Origin of the sequence: Haloarchaeobius amylolyticus, assembly GCF_026616195.1 — an archaeon.
Classification (GTDB): Archaea; Halobacteriota; Halobacteria; order Halobacteriales; family Natrialbaceae; genus Haloarchaeobius; species Haloarchaeobius amylolyticus.
In genome coordinates this window covers 1,647,682-1,674,075 of record NZ_JANHDH010000001.1, presented here as the reverse complement: position 1 = coordinate 1,674,075, position 26,394 = coordinate 1,647,682, and the positions used below count along the sequence as shown (strand labels likewise).

Genomic DNA, 26,394 nt, shown 5'->3' with positions numbered 1-26,394 from the left:
GTCGCCCTGTCCGGGTTACCGCTCGCGCTGGCGCTGGACCCGCGTCGCGTCGAGGGACTCGTCGAAGGTGACCTGCAGCGTCTCGTCGTCGAGCGTCACCGAGACGACGACCTCCCACGGGTCCTCGGAGACCACCTCGTTGGAGTGGTCGCTCACGCACCACGGCAGGTCCCAGTAGGGGGTGTCGTTCAGGTCGATGCCGTGGTCGCGGTGGAAGGTGACGGCGTCGGACTGGTCGAGCAGGAGGAGGCCGAACGCCGAGCACAGCGAGTGGCCACACTGCTGGCAGGTGTGCTCGACGCGGAGGTCGAGGCCGATGCAGCAGTCGCCGCCGCGTTCGATCTCGCTCTCCATCCGGCCCGCACACTCGGGACAGACGCCGTCGGCGGCGAGGCAGTGGAGGTGCCGGACGCGCTCGTCGAAGGCCTGCATCACCTCCTCTTTCGTCCGGTCCTTGAGGCCGCCCGGCGGGAAGGGGTACTCGCCGTGGGCGTGGCCGCAGTCGGGGCACTCGATGCTGATGTTCTCGTTCGCGTACTCGGCGACGAGGGTGGTCCCGCAGCTGACGCAGGTCCCGTCTATCTCGAAGGGGTCCCAGTACGGGTCCTCGGTGAACTCGCCGGCGAGCAGCGCCCGGACGACCTTCTCGCCGGCGTACCGGAGGTCGTAGCCGTCGTCGGTCTGGACGACGAACTGGCCGAGCAGCTGCTGGAGGTGGTAGTTGAACTGTGCGGAGTCGCGCATCCCGACCGCGTCGTGCAGTCGGGAGAACCGGACGGGCCGCTCCGGGGTCCGCCACAGCGCTTCGAGGATGGACAGGCGCGTCTCGTTGCCGATCACCGAGAAGGCCTCTGCGGGCTCGACGCAGTCCTCGCAGTCGGTGATGCTCGCCTTGCTCATACGAGACGTATCTCGCTACTGTGATAAAGTAGTTCGCTGAAACGAGTTTTGGTAAGAGAACTGATACGGTACGTGGGTAGTTATTTTTCGGAGACGCGAGTACGGCGACCTATGGTCCCCCCGCCCACCACCGAGATGCTCGTGGTGTTCGCCGTCACCCTCGTGACGCTGGTGCTGTTCGTCTCCGAGGTGGTCTCGCCCGACGTGACGGCACTGGGGGTCCTCGTCTCGCTCGTCGTCCTCGAACCGTGGACCGAGGTCGCCGCGGACACGGCCATCCTCGGGTTCGCCAGCTCGGCCACCATCACCATCATGGCGATGTACATGCTCAGCGAGGGCGTCCAGCGGACCGGCGTGGTCGACCTGCTCGGGGTGTACCTCGCCCGGCTGACCCACGGCGACGAGAAGCGGGTGCTCGCGGCGACGGTCGGGACGACGGGGCCGCTGGCCGGCATCGTGAACAACACGCCGGTCGTCGCCGTCTTCATCCCGATGATAACCGACCTCGCCGAGGACAGCCACCTCTCGCCGTCGAAACTGCTGTTGCCACTCTCCTACGCGGCGATGCTCGGCGGCACGCTGACGCTCATCGGGACCGCGACGAACATCGTCGCCTCGGACCTCGCGGGCGACCTCATCGCGGGGCGTACCGGCATCGGGATGTTCGAGTTCACTCCGCTCGGGCTCGTGGTGTTGCTCGTCGGGAGCGTCTACCTGCTGACGGTCGCGCCGCGGCTCATCCCCGAGCGCATCGAGGCCGTCCTCGACATCACCGACACCTACGAGGTCAGCGACTACCTCGCGCAGGTCCGGGTCCGCGAGACCTCGGGGCTGGCGGGCCAGCGCCTCGACGACGCCTTCCGCGAACTCGGGCGGGACCTCGACGCCCTCCAGCTCATCCGCGAGGACGAGGTGTTCATCGCGCCGAAGACCGACCGCGAGATACTGCCGGGCGACGTGCTGACGCTCCGGGCGAACCTCCAGGAGATCAACCGGTTCGCCGAGGAGTACGACCTCCGCCAGCTCCCCCGCGAGGAGGTCACGGGCGACAGCCTGAGCGCGCCCTGGATCCGCGGCGAACTCGTCGAGGTGGTGTTGCCACCGAGTGCCGCGTTCGCCGGCGAGACGCTCCGGGAACTCAGCTTCCGGGAACGGTTCGACGCGAGCGTGATGGCAATCAGGCGCGGAAGCTCCGTCATCCACGAGGAACTCGCCGATACGACCCTCGAGGCCGGTGACACGCTGTTGCTGTACTGCCGCACCGAGGCCGTCCCCCTGCTGGAGGCCGACGGCGAACTCGTCATCACCCGGATGGCGACGGACGACGGCCCGGCCGACGCGCCCGAGCTCAGTGCCAGGACGCCACTGGCGGTCAGCATCATGCTCGGCGTCGTGCTGGCCGCCGCGTTCACCCGGTTCCCCATCGTCATCACGGCGCTGGCGGGCGTGGTCGCGATGGTCGTCACCGATTGCCTCGACACGAGCGAGGCCTACGACGCCGTCTCGTGGGACGTCATCTTCCTGCTGGCGGGTATCCTCCCGCTGTCGACCGCGCTCCAGGCGACCGGGGCGGCCGAGTACATCGCCGACCTCGTGGTGTCGGTCGCGGCCTCGGCGGTGCCGGTGCTCGGGCTGGTCGCGCTGTTCTACCTGCTCACGAGCCTGCTGGCGAACGTCATCACGCCGGTCGCGAGCGTCGCGTTGATGGTGCCCGTCGCGGTCGGGACGGCCCAGCAACTGCCGGGGACCGTGGACCCCTTCTCGTTCGTCCTGGCGTGTACCTTCGCCGGGTCGACCGCCTTCATGACACCCATCGGGTACCAGACGAACCTGATGGTGTACGGGCCGGGGGGCTACCGGTTCACGGACTACCTGCGGGTCGGGGGACCCCTGCAACTCGTGTTGCTCGTCGTGACGACACTCGGCATCGGGGTCCTCTGGCCGCCACTGGGCTGAGTGTGAACCTCCGGCGACGGGCCCCTCCGCGCGCGAGAACGGTGGGTTTATCAGGCGCACAGGGGTAGTCGTAGCCAAGATTACTCTCGATATGGCAGGAAACCACCAACAACCGGAGGTGAACATCGGCCTCGTCGGTCACGTCGACCACGGGAAGACCACGCTCGTGCAGGCCCTGAGTGGCGAGTGGACGGACCAGCACTCCGAGGAGATGAAGCGTGGTATCTCCATCCGCCTCGGCTACGCCGACGCCACCTTCCGGCGGTGTCCGGACTGTGACGAGCCCGAATGTTACACCGTCGAAGACACGTGTTCGGACCACGGCACCGAGACGGAGGTCGTCCGGACGGTCTCGTTCGTCGACGCGCCCGGTCACGAGACGCTGATGGCGACGATGCTCTCGGGTGCGGCCATCATGGACGGCGCCGTCCTCGTCGTGAGCGCGACCGAGGACGTCCCGCAGGCCCAGACGGAAGAGCACCTGATGGCGCTCGACATCATCGGCATCGACAACATCGTCATCGCCCAGAACAAGGTCGACCTCGTCGACGCGGAGCAGGCCCGCGCGAACTACCAGCAGATCCAGGAGTTCGTCGAGGGCACCGTCGCCGAGGACGCCCCGGTCATCCCGGTCAGCGCCGGCCAGAACGTCAACATGGACGTGCTGATGGACGCCATCGAGCAGCGCATCCCGACGCCGGACCGCGACCCCGACGCGGACGCGCGACTGCACGTGGCGCGCTCGTTCGACATCAACCGTCCCGGCACGACCTGGGAGAACCTCATGGGCGGCGTCATCGGTGGCTCGCTCGTGCAGGGTCGCCTTCGCCCCGAGGACGACCTCGAGGTCCGCCCCGGCCGCGAGGTCGAGGAGGGCGGCCAGACCGAGTACCAGCCCATCACGACGTCCATCCGGTCCATCCAGGCCGGCGGCCAGTCCGTCGAGGAAGCCTCGCCGGGCGGCCTGCTGGGTGTCGGGACCGGACTCGACCCCTCCTACACGAAGGGTGACGCCCTCGCCGGCCAGATTGCCGGTCCGCCGGGGTCGCTCCCGCCGACGTGGGAGTCGTTCACGATGTCGGTCGACCTGCTCGACCGCGTCGTCGGCGAGGACATGGAGGAGGTCGAGGAGATCAGCACCGGCGAGCCGCTGATGCTCACGGTCGGCACGGCCACCACGGTCGGTGCAGTCACGTCCGCCCGGAGCGGCGAGTGCGAGGTCAACCTCAAGCGCCCGGTCTGTGCGGACGAGGGCGCGAAGATCGCCATCAACCGCCGCGTCGGCGCTCGCTGGCGACTCATCGGCGTCGGGACGCTCACGGGATAGATGACGAACCGGGTCGCGCTCGATACGAGTTCGCTCATGATGCCCGTCGAACTCGACGTGCGCCTGTTCGACGAACTCGACCGTCTCGTCGAGGCGGCCGACCCCGTCACGCCACAGGCCGTCGTCGAGGAACTGCGCCGCCTCTCCGAGAAGGGCGGCCAGGAGGGCACCGCCGCGAACGTCGGGCACGACCTGGCGACCGAACGCTGTCTCATCGTCGATACCGAGGAATCGTACGCCGACGACGCTCTGGTCGAGCTGGCCCGGGAGGGACAGGTGGACTACGTCGTCACGAACGACCTGCCCCTGCGAGACCGGGTGCTCGATACGGGTATTCCGGTAATAGCTTTACGCGGCAGGAACAAACTCGCAATCACTCAACCATAACAGATGTACAAGCGCGTCAGGCTCAAGGACACGGTCGAGGTGCCGCCGGAGGAACTCGGGGACGTCTCCCCCGAACTCGTGAAGAAACTGCTGCAGGACAAGCTCGAAGGGCGGATGGACGAGGACGTCGGCAGCGTCGTCTCCGTCACGAAGGTCCACGACATCGGCGAGGGCGCGGTCCTCCCGAACCGTCCGGGCGTCTACTACGAGGCGGACTTCGACGCCGTCACGTTCGACCCCCAGATGCAGGAGGTCGTCGACGGGACGGTCGTCGAGGTCGTCGAGTTCGGTGCCTTCGTCGGCATCGGGCCGGTCGACGGACTGCTCCACGTCTCCCAGATCTCCGACGAGTACCTCGCGTTCGACCCGGAGAACCAGCAACTCGCCTCCAACGAGTCCAACCGCACGCTCGGCGTCGACGACGCCGTCCGCACGCGCATCGTCACCAAGAGCATCGACGAGCGCAACCCGCGGGACTCGAAGATCGGGCTCACGGCGAAACAGCCCGGCCTCGGCAAGCACGGCTGGCTCGAGGACGAGCGCAACAGTCGCGAAGCACAGGCGGGTGATTAGATGGCGAAGAAACGAGTCGTCTGTCGGGACTGCCACCGCGTGAACGAGCCGGATCTGGACTCGTGCCAGGGCTGTGGCTCGACCTCGCTGACCGAGGACTGGGCGGGCTACGTCATCATCGCCCACCCCGAGGAGTCGGAGATCGCCCGCGAGATGGAGGTCACGGAGCCGGGCAAGTACGCCCTCAAGGTCCGCTAGCGTGTCCGCCGAGGACTCCGACCCCGACGCCGGCGTCCTGCTCACCCTGCCCGAGTCGCTCCGGCACGCGTTCAAGGACCCGCTGGGCCCGGTCGAGACCGACGCCGAGACCCTTCTCCGTGACGTCGACGGCCCGCTCGTGGCCGTCGGCGACATCGTCACCTTCCACCTCCTGCGGGCGGGCCGGCGGCCCGACGTGGCGCTGGTCGACGAGAAGACGAAACGCGACCGCGTCGACGACGAGGTCCACGAGACGGTCGTCGACCCGGACGTGACGGTCGCGAACCCCGCGGGCGTGCTCACCGAGGCCCTCGTCGTCGCCCTCACCGACGCGCTGGCGGCCGACGAGCCGACTACCATCCTCGTCGACGGCGAGGAGGACCTGGCGACCCTGCCCGCCATCCTCGCGGCACCGGTGGGTGCGAGCGTGGTCTACGGCCAGCCGGACGAGGGGATGGTTCACGTCCGCGTGACGGAGGCCATCCAGTCCGACATCCGCGAACTGGTCGAGCAGATGGACGGCGACCACGACCGCTTCTGGGCCCTGTTCTGAGCCGGCACGGCGCCGCGCCGGGTCGTGCTCTCGGTCTGGAAAACGGACACGAGACCCTTCACTTCGAAATCCTTTTACCCGCTACGAGGGGAAGTAACTGGTAACTGGATACCATGGACATCGACATAATCTCTGAAGAAGAGAACCCCATGTTGCACCGTACGGACGTCACGTTCGAGATGGTCCACGAGGAAGCCACGCCGTCGCGCCTCTCCGTCCGAGACTCTCTCGCGGCCAAGTTGAACAAGGACGCGGACGAGGTCGTCGTGCGCAAGCTCGACACCAAGTTCGGCATGCGCAAGACCGTCGGCTACGCCAAGGTCTACGACTCCGCCGCCCGCGCACAGGAGGTCGAGCAGGAGCACATGCTCGAGCGCAACAAGATCACCGGCGCCGAAGAGGGCGAGGAGGCCTAAACCATGGCGCGCTACGAATACTACGACGACGACGGCAACCCGACGAAGGAGCAGTGCCCGCGCTGTGGTGACTCCTTCATGGGTGACTACGGCGACCGCAAGCACTGCGGGAAGTGCTCCTACACCGAGTGGGAATAGATGCGCGTCCTCGGTATCGAGGGCACCGCGTGGTGTGCGAGCGCCGCGCTGTACGATACCGGGGCCGCTGACGACGCGGACGCGATTTTTATCGAATCGGACGCCTACCTGCCGGAGAGCGGCGGCATCCATCCGCGCGAGGCCGCCGAGCACATGCACGAGGCCATCCCCGCGGTCGTCGCGACGGTCCTCGAAGAAGCCGACGGCGACGTCGACGCGGTCGCGTTCTCTCGCGGCCCCGGCCTCGGCCCCTGTCTCCGGACCGTCGGCACCGCCGCCCGGGCGCTCGCCCAGACGCTCGACGTGCCACTCGTCGGCGTCAATCACATGGTGGCCCACCTCGAGATCGGTCGCCAGCAATCGGGGTTCGACTCGCCCGTCTGCCTGAACGCCAGCGGCGCGAACGCCCATCTCCTGGGGTATCGCAACGGCCGGTACCGGGTGCTCGGCGAGACGATGGACACCGGCGTCGGCAACGCCATCGACAAGTTCACGCGCCACGTCGGCTGGTCCCACCCCGGCGGACCGAAGGTCGAACAGCACGCCGCAGACGGCGAGTTCTGCGAGTTGCCCTACGTCGTCAAGGGGATGGACTTCTCGTTCTCGGGCATCATGAGCGCGGCCAAGCAGGCGTACGACCAGGGCACACCTGTCGAGGACGTCTGCTTCGCGCTGCAAGAGCACATCTTCGCGATGCTCACCGAGGTCTCAGAGCGCGCGCTCTCGCTGACCGGGAGCGACGAGCTGGTCCTCGGCGGCGGCGTGGGCCAGAACGCCCGCCTGCGCGAGATGCTCGAATCGATGTGCGAGGAACGCGGCGCCGAGTTCTACGCGCCCGAACCACGGTTCCTCCGGGACAACGCCGGGATGATAGCGGTCCTCGGCGCGAAGATGGCCCGGGCCGGGGACACCCTCGTCATCGACGACTCCGCGGTCGACCCGAACTTCCGGCCCGACCAGGTCCCGGTGACGTGGCGCGGCCCGGACGAGGACGTCCACGTCAGCCCCGAGGCCGGCGTGACGGTCCGGGGCGCCGAGGCCGTCGTCGAGTTCGAGGACGACCGGGTCGTCAAGCGGCGCGTCCCGAAGGGCTACCGCCACCCCATCCTCGACGAGAAACTGCGGCGCGACCGGACCGTCCTCGAGGCGCGACTGACGAGCCAGGCCCGCCGGGTCGGCGTCCCGACCCCCGTGGTCCGGGACCTCGACCCCACGTCGTCGACCATCGTCTTCGAGTACGTCGGCGACCGCGACCTGCGCGAGGCCCCGACCGAGGCGGGGGTCAGGGACGTGGGCCGCCACCTCGCGGCCATCCACGACGCCGGCTTCGTCCACGGCGACCCGACCACCCGGAACGTCCGGGTCGACTCGCGGACCTACCTCATCGACTTCGGGCTGGGCTACCACACCGACCACGTCGAGGACTACGCGATGGACCTCCACGTCTTCGACCAGAGCCTGGTCGGGACGGCCGACGACCCCGAGCCGCTCCGCGAGGCGTTCCGGGCCGCCTACCGCGACGCCAGCGCACAGGCCGACGACGTGCTCGGCCGGCTCGCGGCCGTCGAGGGGCGCGGTCGCTACCAGTCCTGACGGTTCTCCCGCCCCGGGAACCGGGGTGGCACTGAAGGGGCTGCCCGGAGAACCGACAGGTAGCGATGCCTCCGATACGACGGCTGGTCCTGGACGTACTGAAGCCACACGAACCCGATACGGTCCGCTACGCCCGCGAGGTGGCCCGGATCGAGGGCGTCGACGGCGTCAACGTGGCGCTGGTCGAGACGGACCGGCAGGTCCAGACGGTGAAGCTCACCATCGAGGGGACCAACGTCCCCTTCGATTCGGTCCGCGAGCACGTCGAGGACCTCGGTGGGTCCCTGCACTCCATCGACGAGGTGGCCTGCGGGAAGCGACTCGTCGAGCAAGGCGAGACGCCACAGGATTAGATGGGCCGCATCGAAGCCCTGCGGGCCGCGCTCCGCCGGCCCGCGGTCCGGTCCATCTCCCGGCGCTACTTCGTCTCGAACGGGTTCGACGGGACCCTCACCAGCATCGGCGTCGCCACCGGTGCGTACCTCTCGGGCGTGCCCGACGGCCGGACGGTCGTGCTCGTGGGCGTCGGCGGCGCGGTCGGGCTGTGCACCTCCGGGGTGTGGAGCGTCTGGGAGATCGAGCGCGCCGAGAAGATCAACCAGCGCCGCGACCTCGAACGCGCCATGCTCCGGGACCTGGCGGACACCCACATCCAGCGCGAGGACCGCGCGGGCCGGGCGGTGAACGCCATCGCCAGTGGGCTCGGGCCGCTGGTCGGCACGCTGCTCCCGCTGGTCCCCTTCCTGCTGGAGGGCTGGCTGGTGTCGCTCCTGGAGGCGACGCTGCTGTCGGTGGCGGTCGGGGTCGGCCTCCTGTTCACCTTCGGGGCGTACATGGGCTCCATCGCCGAGTTGAACTGGACCGTGACGGGCATCCGGATGGCACTCGCGGGGATACTCGTGGCCGTCGTCAACGTCCTGTTACCCGGGTAATAGGAGGTACGTTTTTACCGCCGACGGGCGTAAAATTCAGTATGGCAGACAAACCGAGTTCCGGAGAGATTCTTGGCGTCCCGTACAACTTCGAACGACCCAGCCTGAGCCGCATGCTGTCGTCGTACTGGAAGCCCGGCAAGGGCATGCTCGTCGAGAAGCCCTTCGGCATCGGCTACACCCTGAACCTCGCCAACTGGCGGTCGTGGATCGTCCTCGGCGTCGCCGGCGCGATGCTCTGGATGGAGCGGGGCGGCAAGAAGGGCGACGACGAGGCCGAGGACGAACCCGTCGAGGTCGTCGTCGAGGACTGAGCCCGGGCGTCAGCGGTCGACTTCTCCCATTATCGTATCGAGGCTCCCCAGCGTCGCGACCAGGTCGGGCACGTACTCGCCCTCGGCCATGGTCGGGAGGGCCGAGAGGTTCGCGAAGCACGGACTCCGAATCTTGAACCGCGCGGGCGTGTCGGTGCCGTCGGCGCGGATGTAGATGCCGAGTTCGCCCTTCGCGCCCTCGACGGCGCGGTAGGTCTCGGTGTCGTCAGCGGGTTTCAGGGTGCGGGGGACGTTGGACTGGATGGTGCGCTCGTCCTCGGGCCAGTCCTCGAGGACGTCGACGCACTGCTCGATGATCTTGGCGGACTCCTCGACCTCCTGCAGCCGGACGAGGACGCGAGCGAAGTTGTCGCCCTCCGGGCGGGTCGCGACCGCCCAGTCGAGCTCGTCGTAGTAGCCGTAGGAGTCGTCGCGACGGAGGTCGTAGTCGATGCCCGACCCGCGGGCGACCGGGCCGGTACAGCCGTGCTGTTTCGCGGCCTCTGGCGAGAGGTAGCCCGTGTCGACACAGCGGAGCTGGAAGATCTCGTTCCGGGTGAGGAGGTCGTGGTACTCCTCCAGCACGGTCGGGAAGGTGTCGAGCACGTCACGGACCCGCTCGAAGTACTCCTCGCGGGGCTCGGGGAGGTCCCACGCGACGCCACCGAGGCGGAGGTAGTTGAACATCATGCGCTGGCCGGTGAGGGCCTCGAGCAGGTCCAGGAGCTTCTCGCGGTCGCGGATGCCGTACTGGAAGGCGGCGGTGAACTCCCCGAAGACGTCGAGCGCGTAGGTCGCGATGGCGAGCATGTGCGAGGCGATGCGGCACATCTCACCGCCCATCGTCCGGATGACCTGTGCGTACTCGGGCACCTCGATGTCCGCGAGGTCCTCGGCCGCGCGGGCGTACGCCCACTCGTTCAGCAGGCCGGCGGACGCCCAGTCCCAGCGGTCCGGGTAGGGCATGATCTGGTGGCGGTAGGTGCCCTGCTGGCACAGCTGCTCCTCGCAGCGGTGGATGAAGCCGATGTCCGGGTCCACGTCGGCCACGACCTCGCCGTCGAGCACGGTCCGGACGTGGAGGACGCCGTGGGTCGACGGGTGGTGCGGACCGATGTTGAGGAACATCGTGTCCTGCTCGCGCTGATCGTCCTGCAGGGGGTTCGCGTGCGCCTCCAGGGGCACGATCTGTGGCTGGTTCTGGTCGTAATCGTCCGAGAGAGGATGGCCCTGCCAGGTCCGGGGCAGGAGGATGCGCCGGAGGTCGGGGTGGTCCTCGTACTCGATGCCGATGAGGTCGTAGGCCTCGCGCTCGTGCCAGTTCGCGGTCTCGTAGACCGGCGCGGCGGACTCGCTGCGAGGCTCGCTGGCACTCGTCGGCACCACCACGCTCAGCTCGTCGGTCGGGTCGGCGTAGGACCTCAGGTGGTAGATGGTCTCGTAGCGGTCGGCGTACTGCTGGGCGGTCACGCACGAGCAGTGGTCGTAACCGGCCTCGTCGCGGAGGGCCGAGAGGACGGCCTGCACCTCGTCGGGCCGGACGACGATGGCCGGCGCGTTCAGGTGCTGCTCGCGGTCGAGGACGTACGCACCGGCCAGGTCGTCGATGGCGTCGGTGGCGTCGGTCGGTCGCGCTGTCAGTTCCTGCTGGCTCACGGTCGCCCACCCCCGGTGGATGGCGAAGACGTCGGTCGCATGCGTTCGAACCGTCGCCGCGTATCGGCTCGATTCTTCTGTGGCAGTCACTAGGTGATTTAAGTGACAGCCGCGACCGATGGCGAGTATGAAGTACCTCTCCGTCACGCTCCGGCACTCGGACGAGACGATTCACCCGATGCACGCCTTCGTCAGCGAGCACGGGGGGTACAGCGACTACCGGCTCGTCCACTGGAGCTTCGCCAACGACGAGGCGAACGCCCTCCTGTTCCACGTCCGCGGCGACCGGGCGGCCTACGAGGACCGACTCGTCGAGGTCGAGTCGGTCCGGTCCTACGAGGTCGCTCCCCTCGACGAGGACCGCTTCTACGTCTACGTCCTCGACGAACCGGACGAGACCAGCCAGCAGATGCTCTCGGCCTTCTCGAAGCTCAGCCTCGTGCCGGTCCCGCCGCTCTCGTACCACACCGACCGGTCGGTCTCGTTCGGCATCCTCGGCGAACCCGACGCCCTGCAGGCCGCACTGGACGCGACGCCCGAGGGCATCGACGTCTCGGTCGACCGCCTCGGGAGCTACGACGCCGACCCCACGGCCGCCGGCGTGCCCCTCACGCCCCGCCAGCGCGAGGCCGTCCAGGCGGCCCAGCGACTCGGCTACTACGACGTGCCCCGGGACGCCGCGGTCGCCGACGTGGCCGACGAGTTGGGCTGTGCGACCGGGACCGCCGCCGAACACCTCCGGAAGGCGGAGTCGACGCTGCTGGGCGACCTCGACTGCTGACGGTCCGGCGGAACCGACGCCTCTTTGCCCGCCGCCCGCCGCCACTCGCACATGACGATCCGCTTCGTGACGAGCAACGAGGGGAAGGTGCGCGAGGCACGCGAGTACCTCGGCGACGACGAGGTCGAGCAGGTGAACTACGACTACCTCGAGGTCCAGAGCGACGACCTCGCCGACATCGCGGCCCACGGGGCCCGCGAGGCCTACGAGCAGCTCGACAGCGACGAGCCGGTCCTCGTCGACGACGCCGGCCTGTTCGTGGAGGCCTTCGACGGCTTCCCGGGCCCGTACTCCGCCTACGTCGAGGGGACCGTCGGCGTTGAGCGCGTCTACGAACTCACCGACCTCCAGGACGACGACCGCGCGTACTTCCGGACCGTCCTCGCGTACTACGACGGCGAGGAGACCCAGACCTTCGAGGGCGCCGTCCCGGGTCGCATCGTCGCCCCGCGTGGCGACGGCGGCTTCGGCTACGACCCCATCTTCGAACACGACGGCAAGACGATGGCCGAGATGACCACCGAGGAGAAGAACGCCATCAGCCACCGCGGGCGCGCCCTCGCGAAGTTCGCCGACTGGCTCGCGACGGAGCCGGCCGAGCGCAAGGGCCCACGCTGACCTTCTTGTCGGAAGCCGGGACCAGACCCGGTGTGTCCTGACCCCCGCCGCCCGGCGGCCGAGGCTGGTGCGTGGCGCACCGCCGGGCCGGTCCCCAGCGCCGCCTGTCCGCCATCCTCCCCCGACCCACCGGCCGGAATCCGAACCGGTTTCCCGCGCCGGCCCGCCCGTCCCGGTATGAACCGCGACACCGCACTCGTCACCGGTGCCTCCTCCGGAATCGGCCGCGAACTCGCGCGCCAGTTCGCCCGCCACGGCCACGACCTCGTCCTCGTCGCCCGCCGCGAGGCCGAACTCGCCGCCGTCGCCGACGACCTCGAGTCCCGGCACGGCATCGCGGCCACGACCATCCCGATGGACCTCGACGACGAAGCCGCCCCACAGGAACTCTACGACGCGGTCCACGACCACGACCTCGACGTGGGCATCCTCGTCAACAACGTCGGTATCGGTACCTACGGCCCCTTCGCGGAGTCCGACCTCGACGAAGAGCAGACCCAGCTCCGGCTCAACGTCACCACGCTGGTCACGCTCACCCGCCTCTTCCTCGACGACTTCACCGAGCGCGGTACCGGCAAGGTCCTCAACGTCGGCTCCGTCGCCGGCTTCCAGCCCGGGCCGTTCATGGCCGGCTACTACGCCAGCAAGGCCTACGTCAACTCCTTCACCGAGGCCATCGCCGAGGAGCTGCGCGGGACCGGCGTGAGCGCGACCGTGCTCTGTCCGGGCCCGGTCGACACCGAGTTCCAGGACCGCGCCGGCATGGGGAACTCCGCGGTCGGCTCGACCTACATGCAGCCGGTCGAGGACGTGGCACAGGCCGGGTACAGGGGTCTGATGAGTGGCGAGACCGTCGTCGTCCCGGGGCTGCCGATGAAACTGCTCACGACGCTCGCCCGCATCACGCCGCGGCCCATCCTCCGGCGGGTCGCCCGCCGGGTGAACAGCGACCGCTGAGTGGCCTGCCGGACCCGGCCGACACCGGACCGGGCTACAGGTACGCCGGGTCCCAGTTGTCTGCCCGGTGGGTGTTCCCGCACTCGGTGCACTCGAGGCGGCCGTTCCCGTCGGCGGTCACGTCGGTGGTCCCGCACTGCGAGCAGAAGAAGCCGAGGTGTCTGTCCGTCCCGCCCGCGTCCGAGAGCGGGTAGAACGGCGCGACGGTGCCGCTGACGGCCGAGTCGCGCTCGACGCGACCGGTCCACCCGTCGACGGAGATCTCGTCGGGGACGGCGACGACCGGTTCGCTCGTGTTCATCGAGTTGCCCTGGGTCGTGTAGACCGTCTCGTCGAACCGGCTGTCACCGACGACGACGGACTCGTTCTCGGTCGGGTAGAGCCCGAACTGCTCGAGGAACTGCGTTCCCTCCCGCGCACTGTCGAGCAGCCTGGCGGTGAGGGGCGTCGACTGTCTCCCGAGGTGGTCCTGGGCGTGCTCGACCAGCGCCGTGCCCACGCCGCGGCCGCGAGCGTGCGGGTGCACGTGGAGCCACCGGAGCGTGCCCTCCCCGTCGAGTTCGAGGAAGCCCGAGAGGTCCGGCGCCGGGTCCTCGACCCCTTCCTCCGCCAGGAACAGGTCGCCGCCACCCGATTCGACGCGCTCCTCGACGGCCGTCGCCGAGAAGAAGCCGTCGGTGAGCCGGTCGATGTCGCGGGGACTGAGCGAGTACGACGCACGGAACGAGCGTGTCGCTGTCTCTTCGAGTCGGCCGTAGTCGCCTGTCGTGGCTGGACTGATGTCCATACCATGACCACGGTCGTCCGAGGGTTGGGTTGCCGCCTTGCGAGTGGCAAGGCACCGGCGTCCGCCGAAGGACCCGACCCCGCCGCGGGTGGGCCGACGGTCCCGGGACGACAGCGTCGGCTCACCACCGGGCGAAACAGCCGTCCTCGAAGGTCTCGGCCTGCATCCGCAGGTACGCCCGCTGGGTGTCCTCGACCGCGCGCTCGAAGGAGAGCCCGGCGTCGAGCCCGTGCTCGACCCGGTCGAGCTTCCAGTCCGCGGGGGTCCGGTCGCGCGTCACCCGGGATTCGAGCGGTGCGAGGACCCTGTCCGCCTCGTCGTCCTCGAAGCCCGCCATCGAGAGCCCCTGCCGGGCGCACGCGAACAGGTCGTCGTAGCAGTCGGCGACCGAGTCGGTGCGGTCGCCCTCCCGGTCGAGCCACTCCAGGTCCGCGTCGAGTCCATCCGCGGCGGCGCCGTAGAAGTTGTCGCGCGCCGTCGCCCAGTCGAGTTCGGCGACGGGATGGTCCATCCGGGGGAGCGCCGTCAGCAGGCCCGAGAACAGGCCGACGAAGGCGACGCTGTCGCGGATGGTCGGCTGGCCGGGGATCGGCCGGAACTCGATGCGGACGTTCGAGGTCCCGTCGCTCCGCTCGTCGAAGACCGGGCGGATCCACCGCCAGTAGCAGCCGTGCTTGTGGCTGAAGTGCGTCAGGTCGTCGCGCTCGTCGAACTGCATCGGGAGGATGGTCGGGTCCTCGACCACCGAGCTGACGGCGTCGCCGACGGAGTCGACGTCCGCGGGGAACGTGGCCTTCGGTGCCTCGTCCTCCGCGTTCATCACCGACTCGAAGACGCCGATGCGGTTCTCCATGCGACAGTCCGTGAGCACGGCACGCGGGGCTGCCTCGGCCTCGTACAGGTCGGGCGGGAACAGCGGCGAGTTGACCCCGAGCGCGAGCAGGGGGCCGGCGACCCGGAGCGCGTACCGGTGGTACCGGGGCAGCTCGGTTGCCTCCGGGACCACGTGGTGGGGCTGTATCGAGGTCGTCAGGCTGTTCAGCAGCGCCGTCTCGCCCTCGTGGGTGACGTGCGGTGCGTCGATGCGCGTCGCCGCCCCGTGGCCCTGCGCGTGGTACCGGACGGTGTCGACCATGTTCGTGGCGAGCGGTACGTCGTGGGAGCCGTCGGACTCCGTGAGGTACTCCAGGGCCCCCTTGTCGGTCGGTGGGATGGTCCACATCCCGCCGCTGGCGAGTTGGCCCCCGTGGGCTGCGAGTGCCTCGTTCGCGGCCTCGAAGCGAGCCCGGACTTCGGACTCGATGGCCTCGAGCCCGGCGGCCGAGAACGGCTGGGGGCTGACCTGCAACTCGACCTGGTGGCGGCCGATCTCCTTCTCCATGCCCGGTCGGTCGATGACGGCCTGTGGCATCGTCAGGAGACTGCCCTCGTCGTCGACGCCGTAGCACTCGTACTCGAGCCCGACGGTCGTGTGCGAACTGTCGAACTCCCCGTTGACGATGGCCGAGAGGAGCCAGCGCGCCTCGTCGCGAACCCGCTCGTCGAACGACGCGGAATCGCGGGTCGAGACCGCCGCGACCTCCGTGGCCAGTTCCGATCTGTTCACACTCGGTCAAGCGCCTCACCCACGGAAAGGGGACGGCTTGCAGACGCCGTGAGCCACGTGTCAGATGGTGATGGGGCCGGCAGAGGCCGTCCGCTTGGCGACGGTGGCGACCCGGATCATGTACGCCGTGAGTACCACGAAGGGAGCCAGCGAGACGGTGAACACGAACGAGACGAACGTCAGGAGCGGCGGAAGACCGAACAGCCAGATGTCGGGCAGGAGGTGGGCCTCGATGGCGAGCGTGGCGGTCGCGATGATGAGGATGGCCGGCAGCGAGATGACCAGCAACACGCGCGAGAGCTTCGAGATCTCCTGGGTGTAGTAGAGCGTCTTGAAGTACTCCTTGCCCGTCGCGAACAGCTCGAACGCCCTGACCAGCTCCTGGAAGCGCTCCCGGCCGGTCTCCGAGAAGCTCTCCTCGTAGACGATGGTGAGCCGGTCCGAGCGGTTGAGGTGCCGGCCGTAGTCTATCTCGAGGCCCTGCCAGAGCGCGGTGAAGTCACCCTGGGTTCGCGTGTGGTCGTCCAGCGAGCTGTCGAGCGACTCGACGGTCTGCATCACCCCCTCGGTGTAGTCCTGGAGGTCCTCGGCGAACTCGTCGTCGGCCTGTCGTGAGTCCTCCGCGAGGCTCTCGGCCCGCTTCTGGATGGTGGCGGTCATCAGTTTCAGGAACGTCTGGGGGTCCGTGGGGCTCTCCTCGACGTCGGTGAGGCGGTCGATGTCCCGCCGGAAGTCCAGTGCCGCGTCGATGCGGTCCTCCTGGGCGTCGAGGGACGTGATGTCGTAGGAGAGGACGATGGCGCTGATGGAGACGACGATGGAGACGAGCAGGATGATACCGCTCAACAGCGTGTTGAGCAGGGACTGCACCGCCGAGGTCTCCGTGAGCAACTGCTGCATCTCGAAGGTCCAGACCGTGCCGACGCCGAGGATGGTCGTGAAGACGAACAGCAGCAGCGCGAGGATGACGCTGTACCGGTTCCCCTCCAGCAACAGCCAGCGCTTGGGCGTGAACCCGTCCGAACTGAAGGGCAACCACCGGTCCCCGATGTAGGGGAGTTCCGAGGCCGAACTCATCGGTGCCGCACCGCCCGTTCGTCGACGATCGCATCATCGGTGAGTCGCTTCGAATCGACCATATCGGATGCAACGCCGTTTCGGGAATGAGCCTGCGGCTTGCAGAGGACCTCCCGTGAGCCGTGGTTGGTGCAGTCCGAGTGGCTGTTCGGGCACCCGTCTGTACGGATTCGACAACAGTCCCGACACCGGGATAGAACCGGTTAGAGAGTGCGTAAGACCGCCAAACGGTGCAATCGAGTGCTGAATTTATACCACCTGCTGGCCTTGTGCCCGCTATGGCGACGATCGTCATCGGCTCCGTGCCCGCGGACGAGTTCGCACTGAATCACACACTCGATGAGTTCCCCGAGATGCGGTTCGAGAGCGAACAGATAATCAAATCCGGCGACGAGGCCGTCATGCCGCTCCTCTGGGCTCGCAACACCAGCGGCCAGGACCTCCAGTGCGTCCTCGAATCGGACCCGACCGTCGGCGACGTGACCAGCCTCGCGGCCTTCGACGACGAGGTCCTCTACCGGATGGAGTGGACGGGACACATCCGCCTGCTGTTGCAGATGTTGACGAACTCGGAGGGGACCATCCTCGACGCGTACGGGCGGGACGACGAGTGGCGCCTCCGCGTCCTGTTCCCGACCCGCGACCGGTTCTCGAGCACCCACGACTTCTGCGAGGAACACGGGCTGACCTTCGAGATCGACTCCATCAGGGAGATGGAGGGCCAGCCTTCCGGCCGGTACGGCCTCACCGACGGCCAGTACGAGGCACTCGTGACGGCCACCCGGCAGGGGTACTACGACATCCCGCAGGAGAAGACGCTGGAGGAACTCGCGGACGAACTCGGCGTCTCCCACCAGGCGCTGTCGGAGCAGCTCCGCCGCGGCAATCGGTCGCTCATCGAGGACACGCTGCTGGTCGGGGCGCCCCACGACCTGCGGTAGGGTCGGTCCGGGAGCGTGACTGCGGGCGTGGAGCGGGCACACCTGCCGGTCCGGCGACGCCGGAACCCGAACGATTATGTTGGAGAGGGGAGGGCGTGAAACTATGTCGGAAGAGACGTTCGTCCACCGCGTCGGTCCGAAGCGACTCGCGCTGTTCGTCGCTGCCGGCGGTGCCATGGTCCTCGCTGCGACGACGCTGTTCCTCGACCCCGGCTCGCTGGTGTACTACCTCGTGCTCGCGATGGTCCCGGTCGACCTGCTGGTCGTCTACGTCGTCCTCTCGCGGACGTTCCAGCAGGCCATCGAGGGGTAGGCGCCGGCGCCTACCCCCGCGGGTCCACGTCGGGTCCCGGGTACTCGTCGCCGACCACGGCCTCGTAGAGGCTCGCCGGGTCGAACAGCCGCGCGAACGCGTCCGGCGGCCGGACGCTCAGCGACATGTGCCTGTTCATGCCCGCGCCCGCCTTCGCGCTGCCGAGGTCGCGGTCGTAGCTGAGCAGGTGGGCGGCCTCGCCGCGGTAGGCGGAGGCCAGCCCGGGGTGGTCCTGGGGCGGGTGCTCGACCAGTTCGGCCGCCTCCTCGACGCGCTCGCGCCAGGCCGCCGCCAGCTCGGCGTCGGCCAGTTCGGCGATGACGACCTCGGCGTCGTCGAGGAGGGGCTCGCTCGCGACCAGCGTCATCCACGAGTGCGCGCGGACGTGGTCGAGCGCCTCCCGGCTCGGGCCGCCACAGAGCAGGTCCGCGGCCAGCACGTCCGCGTCGGCGACGACGCGGGTGCTCGCCTCAGTCATCGTCGCCCTCGCGGTGGCGGCGAAGCGTCTCTCGAACCGTCTCCTCGTCCACCTCGGCGGCGGCGGCGCGCTCGAACAGCTCGGCCCAGGTCATGGTCGAGTGCAGGCGGGCCGCCGTGAAAAGGGACTCGTCGCCGGCACTCAGGGCGACCACAGGTCGGTGGCGTGGACCGTCGCCAGCGCGTGTATCGGGCCGACGGCGGCCGTCGCGAGCAGCGTCCCGACCGCGAGCGGGAGGTCGACGCCGAGCAGTGGGACCGCACTCGCGAGCAGGTGCGCACAGAGCCCGAGGACGGTCACGAGGCCGAAGGTGAACAGGTTGTGGCCGGCCGTGAGTTCGACCGAGCGCCCGAGGGCGTCGGGTATCGACCGCCCCCGGAGGAGCAACGCGGGCATCGGGTAGGTCCGCATCGCGACGCCGAGCAATCCGAGGACGACGAGTGCGGTCGCGGGGAAGCCGACCCAGAGCGACAGCCAGCCGAAGGCGCTCCCGAGCGCCCCGACGGCGAGCGCGTAGGCGAACAGCCGGCCGACCCGCCGCCAGTCCCGGCTCGCCTTCGGGTCGAGCCGGGTCACCACCAGCGCCAGCGCGGCGACGCCACAGGCGACGGCGAGGACGTTCGCGGCGAGCGTGCTCAGGAGGTACGTCGGTTCGAGCCCGGGGAGACTCCCCGGCCATGACTGGACGACCCGGACCACGCCCGGGAACGGCCGTATCCGCACGTGGACCAGCCCACTCGTGCCGGTGGTCTGTACGTCGACCGGGACGGGGTCCGCGAGCCGGAGCGTGTCGACGACCGCGGTCAGCAGGCCGGCGGCGAGGTACGGGAGGAACAACACCGGGTCATCCAGCCCGTCCTCGATGGCGTCGCCGATGACCGTGAACGTGCCCTGTGATTGCGCCTGCTGGTCCCCGCGGCCGGCCGGGTCGTGGCCGGTGCTCATCGGGGCACCTCCAGCGCGACGAACTCGCGGAGCGACGAGACGTAGAGCCGTCCCTCGCCGGGCGTCGGGACCGAGACCTCGTCCCCGGTCGGGTTCGTCCAGCGCCAGCGCGGGCGGCCGTCGGCCACGTCACGGGCGACGATGGTGTCGTAATCGACCTGGTAGACGGTCCCGCCGGCGACGACCGGCGGCCGGTCGTGCGAACTCCCGGGGACCGACCACTTCGTCGTCCCCGTCGCGGCGTCGAGCGCGACCAGTTCCTCGGCGTCGTTCTCGTCGGTCGAGACACCGACGACGAGGGTGCCGTCGGCGAGTGCGGGGCGGCTCCCGTGGCGGGCTGGAAGCGGCCGGCTCCACACCTCCTCGCCGGTGGTCGTGTCGAGGGCGGCGACATGCTCGCTGCGCGCGAGGTAGAGGCGCTCGTCGTCGGCCACGAACCGGTTCCAGTCGACGACCTCGATGTCCCGACGCCGTCGCCAGCGTTCCGTCCCGTCGCGCTCGACCGCGACGACCACGTCGCCGAAGTTGCCCGCGAACACCGCGCCGTCGGCGGCGACGGGTTCGTGAAGACCGTTCTCGGCGGTGACCTGCCAGCGCTTCCGGCCGCTGCTGGCGTCGAGTGCGACGAGGGAGCCCTCGCCCGAGACGTGTCCCGACCAGTACACCGTCCCGTCCGTGACGACGGGGCCGGGGTCGTCAGTGCCCGTGGTGAGCGACGGGAACGTCGAGCCGTCCGGCGGACCGGGGAACCGCCAGCGTCGGCGGAGTCTTGCCGGGACGCTCCCGGACGGGTTGACACCCGTGACGGTCGGGGGACCACCCAGCACGAGCATCTCGTTCTCGTAGGCTGCTGTCGGCACGACGACCGGGGCGCGGTACGCCTGTGCCGCCCCGCGAGCGCGCACGCTTCCGTCGGCCGCGTCGACCGCGACGAAGCCGTCGTCGGGGTAGTACAGCGTCCCGCCGAACAACGTCGCAGTGGCGTTCGGTGGGCGGACCCGTTCGAGGTCTCGCCGCCAGGCGACTCGCGGGTGCTCGCGGAGGTCACCGACCGGGCTGTGGCCGGTCCTGGCGGCGTCGCCCCGGGGATGGGTCCAGTCCGCGGGGTCGGGTGCTGGCGGGTCGGGCTGGAGGGCGCTGCACCCGCTCAGCCCCACCGTCGCACAGCCGAGGAGGAAGTGGCGTCGGGAGGGGGACCAGTCGGTCATCGTCCCGATACTCTCGACAAACAGATATATTTCCGTCGGTGGTGGCGGTCGGGCCGGCTACCCGTCGAGCGGGGTGACGTGTGCCGACGGCAGGGCCACCGCGACCGAGTCGCCGACGGCCGGCGGTCCCTGCACCAGCGCCTCGACCGTGGCCCCGTCCACGTCGAGCGTCACCCGGGTCGCGGCCTCCTCGCGGGCGGCGCGCTCGACCGTGCCGGTGTACTCGCCCTCGCCGAGGCGGACGTGTTCCGGGCGGATGGCGACCGCGTCCGTCCTCGCGCCGACGAGGCGCCCGGGGAGGACGTTCGCGCCGACGAACCGGGCCACGAACGCGGTGGCCGGCTCCTCGAACACCGCGTCTGGCGTGCCGACCTGGACGACCTGTCCGTCGCGCATGACGGCCACGCGGTCGGCCAGCGCCCGGGCGGTCGTCCGGTCGTGCGTGACGTACAGCGCCGTGACCTCGGCGAGCACGTCGGCGAGGTCGCCCCGGAGCCCCCGGCGGGTCGGCGCGTCGAGCGCCGACAGCGGCTCGTCGAGCAGCAACACGTCGGGGTCGATGGCGAGGGCGCGCGCGAGGGCGACGCGCTGTTGCTCGCCGCCCGAGAGGGTGTCCGGGTACCGGGCCGCGAGGTCGCCCACGTCGAGGTCGGCGAGGAGTTCGTCCGGGTCGCCAACCTCGTCGTGGTACTTCGCCCCGAAGGCGACGTTCTCGCGGGCGGTCATGTGCGGGAACAGCGCGTAGTCCTGGAAGACGAAGCCGAAGTCGCGGCCCTCGGGCGGGGTGTCGCTCAGGTCCCGGCCGTGGCTCGCGACGTGGCCGGTGTGGGCGTGGTGGCCGCCGACGCATTCGAGCAGCAGGGTCTTCCCGCTCCCGCTGGGGCCGAGGACGACCAGCGTCTCCCCGGTCTCGACCGCGAGGTCGGCGTCGACCGTGAACGGCTCGGCGCCAGGGGCGGTGAACCGCGACTGGACCGCGAAGTCGAGGCTCACGAGGCACCACCCAGCCGGCCGAAGCCGAGCCACCGGACGAGCAGGAAGATGAGCAGCGACAGCACGAGCAGGACGAACGCGACCGCGCCGGACTCGTCGAGCCCGGACTGGTTGTACTGCTGGAAGATGTACACCGGGGCGTGGGTGCCGGGCACCGTGTCGAGCGCGGGCGGGTAGAAGAACTGGACCGTGTAGGCGACGATGGCGACCGCGCCGAACTCGCTGACGCCGCGGGCCCACGCCAGCACGCCGCCGGTCGCGATGCCGCGTTTCGCCAGCGGGAGGCTCACCCGGCGGAACGTGTCGGCCTGGCTCGCGCCGTGGCTCCGGGCGGCGTACTCCAGTCGCGGGTCGACCGCCTCGAAGGCGTCGCGGGCCGCATTGACCGCGAAGGGCGCGGCGACGAACGCGAGCGCGAGCACCATCCCGGCCATCGTCCCGAGGACCGAGACGCCCGGGAGGACCCCGCGGCGGCCGAACCCGAACAGGATGAGGATGCCGGCGACCGAGTGCGGGACCACCAGCGGGAGGTCGACGAGCGCCGCGACGACCGCGTCGCCGGGGAACCCTCTGGCGAGGAGGTACGCCAGCGGGACGCCGAACAGCAGGGCGGCGACCGCGGCGACCAGCGGCGCGTAGATGGTCAGGTAGAGCATCTGGTGGACCGCCGGGTCGGTGAGCGCGTCGGCGACCAGCCCCGGCTTCTGGCGGGCGACGAACAGCCCGAGTGGCAGGGCGAGCGCGAGCAACAGGACGGTCCCGAGGCTGGCGGTCGCCAGCCCGAACCACCCCCGGTCGCTCGCGTACCCCAGGGCGGCGGCGCTGGCGAGCGCGAACGGGACGTACAGCGTCGGCCTGTCGAGCGCGATCAGGCCGGCGAAGACCGCGAGCTGGACCGTGGCGACCGCGACGGCGAGCGAGCCGCGTCCGAGCGTTTCGCTCATCGGGGTGCGTCCGGTCGCCGTCTGTCCTTCCATCGCCATCGAACAGGGAGTGTGGGGTGAAGAACCCCGCGCTACAGCTCGAGCGGTCCGAGGCTCGAGCGCGCCTCGGCCTTGCCCATCACGTTCTCCGGCACGTTGCCCTTCCCGCTCTCGGGGACGACCAGCGGCGAGACCGGCGAGAACCCGTTGTCCTCTAAGATGCCCTTGCCCTCCTCGCTGGCCATGAACTCGACCCACTGCGCGCCGAGGTCGGGGTTCTCGGCCACGCCGGGGACCGTGAGTCCGTAGGCGATGGGGGCGCCGGTGTAGGTGTTCCCGCCGGCCTCGACCGTCGCCTTCGCGTAGTGTCTGGCGTGTTTCTGGTCCGCCACGGCGAGGTTGACCGCCGGCTGGAGCTCGATGACGTTCACGTCGTGGCTCGCGCCCGCGGACGTGTACTGCCACGCGTAGTCGAGTTCGCCGGATTCGAGCTGGGCGATGAGTTCCGTCTCGGTGCCCGAGGGGATGTTCGACTGCTCGATGAGGGCGTCGCGGGTCGATCCGTCGTAGAGACGCTCGCCCTCGAACTCGATGGCGCCGAGTTTCATCGCCATCCGGGACCGGTAGCCGTTCGGGTCGACCGCCGGGTCGCTGTGGGCGAAGGTCACGTCGTCCCGGGTCAGGACCTCCCACCAGGTCTCGGTCGAGAACTCGTCGGCACCCGTCGACTCGTCGGTGTAGGCGATGGCCATCGAGTTGGTCGCGAAGATGCTGTACCACTCGCCGTAGTCGGGCAGCACCATGTCCCGGATGAGCCGGAAGTCGGAGACGCCGAGGACCTCCGCGGACTTGCCCTGCTCGGTGATCTTCCGGGTCGACCCGACCGAGCCCTTCGCCTCGCGGACCACGTCGGCGTCCTGTTGCTCCTCGAACGGTTCCTCGGCGTCACCGAAGGGTGCCGCGAGACTGCCCGCGTGGAAGATGGTCGCGGTGTTGCCGCCACCGCCCCCCGTGAACGAGGAGAGACAGCCAGCCAGTGCTGCGGTTCCCGTCGCCGCCGCGCCGGCGAGGAAGGACCGGCGCGAGGAGCGTTGTTTCGACATAGATACAACGGTGTTCCGGCCGCCGTGACATAACGGTTTTGCCGACGGCTCGCGGACGGTCGGGCATGGAGGGCGACTTCGAGGCCGGCCTGCGCGCGGGCGACGTGACCTTCGGCGCCGAGGACGCGCGGCTGCTGCGGGCCATCGACGACGCCGGTTCGCTCAACCGCGCGGCCGACGACCTCGGGCGCTCGTACGCCCGGTCGCTCGCCCGGTTGCAGTCGCTGGAGGAGGCGTTCGGCTCGCTGGTCGAGCGCACTCGCGGCGGCTCGGGCGGCGGCGGCAGCCAGCTCACGCCCCGGGCCCGCGACCTGCTCGCGCGCTTCCAGCGTCTCAGCGCCGAGTTCGCCGGTGTCGCGGAGGCCGAGCAGACGGTCCTCGACGGCCGGGTCGTCGCCCGTGACGGCGAACTCGGCACGGTCGAGACGGCGGTCGGGCAGGTACGGGCGCTGGTCCCGCCGGGGGCGACCGACGTGCAGGTGTGGCTCCGGGCGGACGCGGTGACGCTGCACGAACCCGCCGACGCGCCACCGGCCGGCGGCACGAGCGCCCGGAACCGCTTCGAGGGGACCGTCGAGCACGTCGAGGCGGGCGAGGCGGTCGCGACGGTCACGGTCGACGTGGGGGCGGACGCGCCGCTGTCGGCGCTGGTGACGATGGACAGCGTGGACCGACTGGGCCTCGAACCCGGGGCCGCGGTCGTCGTGACCGCGAAGGCGACCGCGACGCGGGCGGTGGCCGTGGAGTCGGCGGCTACCGCAGGCTCAGACGTCGGCGTCGAGGGCGGCGTCGACGAGTGAGGCGAGTTCGGCTTCCGCGTCGGCAGCGACCGGTTCGAAGGGTCGCCGGGTCCGGCCCGCGGGTTGGCCGCGGTGGCGCATCGCGGCCTTCAGCCCGGGCACCCCGTACCCGGCGGTCACGGCACGGTTGAGTTCGACCAGCGACTGGTTCAGGGCGCGGCCCCCGTCGGTGTCGCCCGACTCGTGGCGCGCGTACACCTCGCTGGCGAGGTCGGGCACGACGTTCGCCAGCGCCAGCACGCCGCCCGAGGCGCCGTACTCCAGCCCCGCGGCGTAGATGCTCCCGCTCCCGACGAGCACGTCGAAGTCCGCCTCCTCCGTCCGGTCGACGGTTCGCTGGAGCGCCTCGAGGCTCCCGCTGGAGTCCTTGATGCCGTGGACGTTCGGGTGCGTGGCGAGGTCGCCGACCGTCTCCGGGTCGAGCGCGGTGTCGGTGTACTTCGGGACGCTGTAGAGGTACACGGGGATGGCACTCTCGTCGGCCACGTCGCGGTAGTAGCTGGCCAGCGCGGCCTGGTCGTGCTGGTGGTAGAAGGGCGTCACGACGAGCGCGGCGTCCGCGCCGGCGGCCGCGTCCGCGGTCGTCTGCTCCAGTGTCCCGTGCAGGCCGGGGTGGCCGGTCCCGGCGAGGACGGGCAGGTCTGTCTCGTCGGCGACGACCTCGACGACGCGGGTCCGTTCGGTCGGCGTGAGCATCGCGGCCTCGCTGTTCGACCCGCAGGGGACGACGAAGTCCACGCCGGCGTCGTCGACCCAGCCGACGAGGTCCCGGAGGGCGGGCTCGTCGATGGTCTCGTCGTCGGTGAAGGGCGTCACGAGTGGTAGTCCGGTGCCTCGCATGGTCGCCCCGACTCGCGCGGGCGGGAAAAGCGTGGCCGCCCCGGCAGCCCTCGGCACGCACTGGTGGCACCGGAACGGCCCCGGCCGTCGTAGATACCGGCACTCGCTGCTGGAACCATCGGCGTTCATACGGGCGGCTGACGCGGTCTGACGGGTGTCTGACGAGGTTTTATACGCTCTCCGCGGAATCTCCCGACCGGGTGCGCGGTCCGACGGCCTCTCGATCCCATCCTCACTCGGCGCGCACCCCGGCACACCGCTGTCTCTCCCACACATCGCTCCCCCCTTCCCCCCTCTCGACAGGTCGAAGATAGCTGTCGCTGTCCCGTTCGACGACCCCGAAGAAGCGCCGCCGGTATCAGGCCGCCAGTGCGTCGCGCACGTCGTCGACACGCTCGGTCTCGACGACGACGGCGAGCTGGTCACCGGCCTCGATGCTCGTGGTCGGCATCGGGATGGTCAGCGACTCGTTGGCGTGGCCGTGCGCGTAGATGCGAGCCTTCTCCGGGAGGTCGACCTCGACGACGCGCTTGCCGACGAGCGGGGAGTCCGCCGGGATCTCGAAGACGGAGAACTGGAGCTTCTCGGTGATGTCGGCGAGGACGTTGAAGTCGCCGCCGAGCATGGCGGTCTTCGCGCCCGCGGCGCCGAGGCGCTCGGGGTAGATGACCTCGTCCACGTCGTTCGCGTACTTCTCGTAGATGTCCTCGCGGTAGTCCTCGTCGATGCGGAGGACGGTGCGGGCACCGTGATGTTTCCCGACCATGCAGGCCGTGAAGTTCACGTTCAGGTCTGGCGTGAGCGCGGCGATGGCGTCGGCGTCGGTGATGCCGGCCTCCTCGAGCACGTCCTCGTCCTCGCCGTCGCCCTCGACGACGGTGAACCCCTCCTCACGTGCGCGTTCGACCTTGTCGTAGTCGTTGTCGACGACGATGACCTCGTGTCCCTCCTCCGCGAGGATGCGGCAGGTTCGGGTTCCGACTCGACCGTAGCCCACGATAACGAACTTCATGGGGTGTGCTACGCAACCGGGGGGTAAAAAAGTGCGTTCGCCGCGGCGGGGGCGCCCCGTGCGGTTCCA

At 69.7% G+C, this 26,394-nt stretch carries 31 protein-coding genes; 18 read left to right on the top strand and 13 right to left on the bottom strand.

Translation table 11 applies throughout. The features are described 5' to 3' along the window. Nucleotides 1-15: 15 nt before the first annotated feature. Nucleotides 16-900: a winged helix-turn-helix domain-containing protein gene (locus NOV86_RS08665; protein ID WP_267640943.1), complete on the bottom strand. Its 885-nt coding sequence runs from the start codon at nt 898-900 to the stop codon at nt 16-18. 111 nt (nt 901-1,011) lie between these two features. On the opposite strand from NOV86_RS08665, the gene NOV86_RS08660 reads away from it, so the two are divergent. The 12 genes from NOV86_RS08660 to NOV86_RS08605 all read left to right on the top strand — a co-directional run bounded on the left by NOV86_RS08660 (nt 1,012) and on the right by NOV86_RS08605 (nt 9,287). Then, the gene (locus NOV86_RS08660) at nt 1,012-2,856 is read left to right on the top strand and encodes an SLC13 family permease (protein ID WP_267640942.1); all 1,845 of its coding nucleotides are present in this window, start codon (nt 1,012-1,014) and stop codon (nt 2,854-2,856) included. 91 nt (nt 2,857-2,947) lie between these two features. Then, complete coding sequence (locus tag NOV86_RS08655) at nt 2,948-4,183, top strand: translation initiation factor IF-2 subunit gamma (RefSeq protein WP_267640941.1); 1,236 nt, start codon at nt 2,948-2,950, stop codon at nt 4,181-4,183. After that, the gene (locus tag NOV86_RS08650; protein ID WP_267640940.1) at nt 4,184-4,570 is read left to right on the top strand and encodes a type II toxin-antitoxin system VapC family toxin; all 387 of its coding nucleotides are present in this window, start codon (nt 4,184-4,186) and stop codon (nt 4,568-4,570) included. Nucleotides 4,571-4,573: 3 nt separating this feature from the next. Then, nucleotides 4,574-5,143 carry a DNA-directed RNA polymerase gene (locus NOV86_RS08645; protein ID WP_261648587.1) on the top strand — a complete coding sequence of 190 codons (570 nt, stop codon included), beginning with the start codon at nt 4,574-4,576 and terminating at the stop codon, nt 5,141-5,143. Further along, nucleotides 5,144-5,341, top strand: a complete 198-nt coding sequence (gene spt4, locus NOV86_RS08640; protein WP_267640939.1) for a transcription elongation factor subunit Spt4 — start codon at nt 5,144-5,146, stop codon at nt 5,339-5,341. A gap of 1 nt (nt 5,342) precedes the next feature. Then, nucleotides 5,343-5,894: a GTP-dependent dephospho-CoA kinase family protein gene (locus tag NOV86_RS08635; protein ID WP_267640938.1), complete on the top strand. Its 552-nt coding sequence runs from the start codon at nt 5,343-5,345 to the stop codon at nt 5,892-5,894. 113 nt (nt 5,895-6,007) lie between these two features. Beyond that, nucleotides 6,008-6,310 carry a 30S ribosomal protein S24e gene (locus NOV86_RS08630; RefSeq protein WP_267640937.1) on the top strand — a complete coding sequence of 101 codons (303 nt, stop codon included), beginning with the start codon at nt 6,008-6,010 and terminating at the stop codon, nt 6,308-6,310. A gap of 3 nt (nt 6,311-6,313) precedes the next feature. Further along, nucleotides 6,314-6,448 (top strand): 30S ribosomal protein S27ae, encoded by a 135-nt coding sequence (locus tag NOV86_RS08625; protein ID WP_267640936.1) that lies wholly within the window; start codon nt 6,314-6,316, stop codon nt 6,446-6,448. Further along, complete coding sequence (locus NOV86_RS08620; protein WP_267640935.1) at nt 6,449-8,041, top strand: bifunctional N(6)-L-threonylcarbamoyladenine synthase/serine/threonine protein kinase; 1,593 nt, start codon at nt 6,449-6,451, stop codon at nt 8,039-8,041. 65 nt (nt 8,042-8,106) lie between these two features. Next, on the top strand, nt 8,107-8,394 hold the full coding sequence (locus NOV86_RS08615) for a DUF211 domain-containing protein (protein WP_267640934.1): 288 nt from the start codon (nt 8,107-8,109) through the stop codon (nt 8,392-8,394). Further along, nucleotides 8,395-8,973: a VIT1/CCC1 transporter family protein gene (locus NOV86_RS08610; RefSeq protein WP_267640933.1), complete on the top strand. Its 579-nt coding sequence runs from the start codon at nt 8,395-8,397 to the stop codon at nt 8,971-8,973. 41 nt (nt 8,974-9,014) lie between these two features. Continuing rightward, complete coding sequence (locus tag NOV86_RS08605; protein ID WP_267640932.1) at nt 9,015-9,287, top strand: DUF5808 domain-containing protein; 273 nt, start codon at nt 9,015-9,017, stop codon at nt 9,285-9,287. A 9-nt stretch (nt 9,288-9,296) separates the two neighbouring features. On the opposite strand, the gene NOV86_RS08600 is transcribed toward NOV86_RS08605, so the two are convergent. After that, the gene (locus NOV86_RS08600) at nt 9,297-10,895 is read right to left on the bottom strand and encodes an NADH-quinone oxidoreductase subunit D (RefSeq protein WP_438266717.1); all 1,599 of its coding nucleotides are present in this window, start codon (nt 10,893-10,895) and stop codon (nt 9,297-9,299) included. A 175-nt stretch (nt 10,896-11,070) separates the two neighbouring features. Between NOV86_RS08600 and NOV86_RS08595 the strand changes: the two genes are divergently transcribed. The 3 genes from NOV86_RS08595 (at nt 11,071) to NOV86_RS08585 (ending at nt 13,299) form a co-directional block, all read left to right on the top strand. Continuing rightward, a complete protein-coding gene (locus NOV86_RS08595) occupies nt 11,071-11,724 on the top strand; it encodes a helix-turn-helix domain-containing protein (protein ID WP_267640931.1) in 654 nt (217 codons plus the stop codon). Nucleotides 11,725-11,775: 51 nt separating this feature from the next. Continuing rightward, complete coding sequence (locus tag NOV86_RS08590; protein ID WP_267640930.1) at nt 11,776-12,342, top strand: XTP/dITP diphosphatase; 567 nt, start codon at nt 11,776-11,778, stop codon at nt 12,340-12,342. Between the two features lie 177 nt (nt 12,343-12,519). After that, entirely contained in the window at nt 12,520-13,299 is a 780-nt protein-coding gene (locus NOV86_RS08585; RefSeq protein WP_267640929.1) for an SDR family NAD(P)-dependent oxidoreductase, read from the top strand. Between the two features lie 34 nt (nt 13,300-13,333). On the opposite strand, the gene NOV86_RS08580 is transcribed toward NOV86_RS08585, so the two are convergent. The 3 genes from NOV86_RS08580 to NOV86_RS08570 all read right to left on the bottom strand — a co-directional run bounded on the left by NOV86_RS08580 (nt 13,334) and on the right by NOV86_RS08570 (nt 16,769). After that, on the bottom strand, nt 13,334-14,086 hold the full coding sequence (locus tag NOV86_RS08580; RefSeq protein WP_267640928.1) for a GNAT family N-acetyltransferase: 753 nt from the start codon (nt 14,084-14,086) through the stop codon (nt 13,334-13,336). Between the two features lie 121 nt (nt 14,087-14,207). Next, nucleotides 14,208-15,692 (bottom strand): glutamate-cysteine ligase family protein, encoded by a 1,485-nt coding sequence (locus NOV86_RS08575; protein WP_267640927.1) that lies wholly within the window; start codon nt 15,690-15,692, stop codon nt 14,208-14,210. A gap of 60 nt (nt 15,693-15,752) precedes the next feature. Further along, nucleotides 15,753-16,769 carry a DUF7972 family membrane protein gene (locus NOV86_RS08570; RefSeq protein WP_267640926.1) on the bottom strand — a complete coding sequence of 339 codons (1,017 nt, stop codon included), beginning with the start codon at nt 16,767-16,769 and terminating at the stop codon, nt 15,753-15,755. Between the two features lie 278 nt (nt 16,770-17,047). Here NOV86_RS08570 and NOV86_RS08565 point away from each other — a divergent pair, with 278 nt between their 5' ends. Both NOV86_RS08565 and NOV86_RS08560 read left to right on the top strand, forming a co-directional pair. Beyond that, nucleotides 17,048-17,710 carry a helix-turn-helix domain-containing protein gene (locus NOV86_RS08565; RefSeq protein ID WP_267640925.1) on the top strand — a complete coding sequence of 221 codons (663 nt, stop codon included), beginning with the start codon at nt 17,048-17,050 and terminating at the stop codon, nt 17,708-17,710. A gap of 103 nt (nt 17,711-17,813) precedes the next feature. Beyond that, nucleotides 17,814-18,023, top strand: coding sequence for a hypothetical protein (locus NOV86_RS08560; protein ID WP_267640924.1), 210 nt, complete (start codon nt 17,814-17,816; stop codon nt 18,021-18,023). Nucleotides 18,024-18,033: 10 nt separating this feature from the next. Here NOV86_RS08560 and NOV86_RS08555 read toward each other — a convergent pair whose 3' ends face one another. From NOV86_RS08555 to NOV86_RS08530, 6 genes are all read right to left on the bottom strand, one after another. Further along, the gene (locus NOV86_RS08555) at nt 18,034-18,501 is read right to left on the bottom strand and encodes a DUF7384 family protein (RefSeq protein WP_267640923.1); all 468 of its coding nucleotides are present in this window, start codon (nt 18,499-18,501) and stop codon (nt 18,034-18,036) included. Nucleotides 18,502-18,642: 141 nt separating this feature from the next. Next, nucleotides 18,643-19,446, bottom strand: coding sequence for a hypothetical protein (locus NOV86_RS08550; protein WP_267640922.1), 804 nt, complete (start codon nt 19,444-19,446; stop codon nt 18,643-18,645). Further along, a complete protein-coding gene (locus NOV86_RS08545) occupies nt 19,443-20,654 on the bottom strand; it encodes a PQQ-binding-like beta-propeller repeat protein (RefSeq protein ID WP_267640921.1) in 1,212 nt (403 codons plus the stop codon). The genes NOV86_RS08550 and NOV86_RS08545 overlap by 4 nt, the downstream gene beginning before the upstream one ends. A gap of 57 nt (nt 20,655-20,711) precedes the next feature. After that, a complete protein-coding gene (locus tag NOV86_RS23205; RefSeq protein WP_267640920.1) occupies nt 20,712-21,647 on the bottom strand; it encodes an ABC transporter ATP-binding protein in 936 nt (311 codons plus the stop codon). Further along, nucleotides 21,644-22,591, bottom strand: coding sequence for an ABC transporter permease (locus NOV86_RS08535; RefSeq protein WP_267640919.1), 948 nt, complete (start codon nt 22,589-22,591; stop codon nt 21,644-21,646). The genes NOV86_RS23205 and NOV86_RS08535 overlap by 4 nt, the downstream gene beginning before the upstream one ends. Nucleotides 22,592-22,662: 71 nt before the next feature. After that, complete coding sequence (locus NOV86_RS08530; protein WP_267640918.1) at nt 22,663-23,673, bottom strand: extracellular solute-binding protein; 1,011 nt, start codon at nt 23,671-23,673, stop codon at nt 22,663-22,665. A 65-nt stretch (nt 23,674-23,738) separates the two neighbouring features. Here NOV86_RS08530 and NOV86_RS08525 point away from each other — a divergent pair, with 65 nt between their 5' ends. Beyond that, nucleotides 23,739-24,473 carry a TOBE domain-containing protein gene (locus NOV86_RS08525; RefSeq protein WP_267640917.1) on the top strand — a complete coding sequence of 245 codons (735 nt, stop codon included), beginning with the start codon at nt 23,739-23,741 and terminating at the stop codon, nt 24,471-24,473. On the opposite strand, the gene NOV86_RS08520 is transcribed toward NOV86_RS08525, so the two are convergent. Together NOV86_RS08520 and NOV86_RS08515 are read right to left on the bottom strand one after the other, a co-directional pair. Further along, nucleotides 24,438-25,313, bottom strand: coding sequence for a dihydrodipicolinate synthase family protein (locus tag NOV86_RS08520; protein WP_267640916.1), 876 nt, complete (start codon nt 25,311-25,313; stop codon nt 24,438-24,440). The two genes, NOV86_RS08525 and NOV86_RS08520, sit on opposite strands and share 36 nt — an antisense overlap. A gap of 358 nt (nt 25,314-25,671) precedes the next feature. Next, nucleotides 25,672-26,325: a potassium channel family protein gene (locus NOV86_RS08515; RefSeq protein WP_267640915.1), complete on the bottom strand. Its 654-nt coding sequence runs from the start codon at nt 26,323-26,325 to the stop codon at nt 25,672-25,674. Between the last annotated feature and the right edge of the window lie 69 nt (nt 26,326-26,394).

What these genes read in the sequence shown, in the direction of transcription:
- NOV86_RS08535 (WP_267640919.1), bottom strand. Translation starts at nt 22,591, where the DNA reads ATGAGCGAAACGCTCGGACGCGGCTCGCTCGCCGTCGCGGTCGCCACG.
- NOV86_RS08550 (WP_267640922.1), bottom strand. Translation starts at nt 19,446, where the DNA reads ATGAGCACCGGCCACGACCCGGCCGGCCGCGGGGACCAGCAGGCGCAA.
- NOV86_RS08605 (WP_267640932.1), top strand. Translation starts at nt 9,015, where the DNA reads ATGGCAGACAAACCGAGTTCCGGAGAGATTCTTGGCGTCCCGTACAAC.
- NOV86_RS08565 (WP_267640925.1), top strand. Translation starts at nt 17,048, where the DNA reads ATGGCGACGATCGTCATCGGCTCCGTGCCCGCGGACGAGTTCGCACTG.
- NOV86_RS08585 (WP_267640929.1), top strand. Translation starts at nt 12,520, where the DNA reads ATGAACCGCGACACCGCACTCGTCACCGGTGCCTCCTCCGGAATCGGC.
- NOV86_RS08590 (WP_267640930.1), top strand. Translation starts at nt 11,776, where the DNA reads ATGACGATCCGCTTCGTGACGAGCAACGAGGGGAAGGTGCGCGAGGCA.
- NOV86_RS08515 (WP_267640915.1), bottom strand. Translation starts at nt 26,325, where the DNA reads ATGAAGTTCGTTATCGTGGGCTACGGTCGAGTCGGAACCCGAACCTGC.
- NOV86_RS08625 (WP_267640936.1), top strand. Translation starts at nt 6,314, where the DNA reads ATGGCGCGCTACGAATACTACGACGACGACGGCAACCCGACGAAGGAG.
- NOV86_RS08660 (WP_267640942.1), top strand. Translation starts at nt 1,012, where the DNA reads ATGGTCCCCCCGCCCACCACCGAGATGCTCGTGGTGTTCGCCGTCACC.
- spt4 (WP_267640939.1), top strand. Translation starts at nt 5,144, where the DNA reads ATGGCGAAGAAACGAGTCGTCTGTCGGGACTGCCACCGCGTGAACGAG.
- NOV86_RS08620 (WP_267640935.1), top strand. Translation starts at nt 6,449, where the DNA reads ATGCGCGTCCTCGGTATCGAGGGCACCGCGTGGTGTGCGAGCGCCGCG.
- NOV86_RS08610 (WP_267640933.1), top strand. Translation starts at nt 8,395, where the DNA reads ATGGGCCGCATCGAAGCCCTGCGGGCCGCGCTCCGCCGGCCCGCGGTC.
- NOV86_RS08645 (WP_261648587.1), top strand. Translation starts at nt 4,574, where the DNA reads ATGTACAAGCGCGTCAGGCTCAAGGACACGGTCGAGGTGCCGCCGGAG.
- NOV86_RS08560 (WP_267640924.1), top strand. Translation starts at nt 17,814, where the DNA reads ATGTCGGAAGAGACGTTCGTCCACCGCGTCGGTCCGAAGCGACTCGCG.
- NOV86_RS08570 (WP_267640926.1), bottom strand. Translation starts at nt 16,769, where the DNA reads ATGAGTTCGGCCTCGGAACTCCCCTACATCGGGGACCGGTGGTTGCCC.
- NOV86_RS08630 (WP_267640937.1), top strand. Translation starts at nt 6,008, where the DNA reads ATGGACATCGACATAATCTCTGAAGAAGAGAACCCCATGTTGCACCGT.
- NOV86_RS08520 (WP_267640916.1), bottom strand. Translation starts at nt 25,313, where the DNA reads ATGCGAGGCACCGGACTACCACTCGTGACGCCCTTCACCGACGACGAG.
- NOV86_RS08525 (WP_267640917.1), top strand. Translation starts at nt 23,739, where the DNA reads ATGGAGGGCGACTTCGAGGCCGGCCTGCGCGCGGGCGACGTGACCTTC.
- NOV86_RS08530 (WP_267640918.1), bottom strand. Translation starts at nt 23,673, where the DNA reads ATGTCGAAACAACGCTCCTCGCGCCGGTCCTTCCTCGCCGGCGCGGCG.
- NOV86_RS08545 (WP_267640921.1), bottom strand. Translation starts at nt 20,654, where the DNA reads ATGACCGACTGGTCCCCCTCCCGACGCCACTTCCTCCTCGGCTGTGCG.
- NOV86_RS08650 (WP_267640940.1), top strand. Translation starts at nt 4,184, where the DNA reads ATGACGAACCGGGTCGCGCTCGATACGAGTTCGCTCATGATGCCCGTC.
- NOV86_RS08655 (WP_267640941.1), top strand. Translation starts at nt 2,948, where the DNA reads ATGGCAGGAAACCACCAACAACCGGAGGTGAACATCGGCCTCGTCGGT.
- NOV86_RS08615 (WP_267640934.1), top strand. Translation starts at nt 8,107, where the DNA reads ATGCCTCCGATACGACGGCTGGTCCTGGACGTACTGAAGCCACACGAA.
- NOV86_RS08665 (WP_267640943.1), bottom strand. Translation starts at nt 900, where the DNA reads ATGAGCAAGGCGAGCATCACCGACTGCGAGGACTGCGTCGAGCCCGCA.
- NOV86_RS08580 (WP_267640928.1), bottom strand. Translation starts at nt 14,086, where the DNA reads ATGGACATCAGTCCAGCCACGACAGGCGACTACGGCCGACTCGAAGAG.
- NOV86_RS08595 (WP_267640931.1), top strand. Translation starts at nt 11,071, where the DNA reads ATGAAGTACCTCTCCGTCACGCTCCGGCACTCGGACGAGACGATTCAC.
- NOV86_RS08555 (WP_267640923.1), bottom strand. Translation starts at nt 18,501, where the DNA reads ATGACTGAGGCGAGCACCCGCGTCGTCGCCGACGCGGACGTGCTGGCC.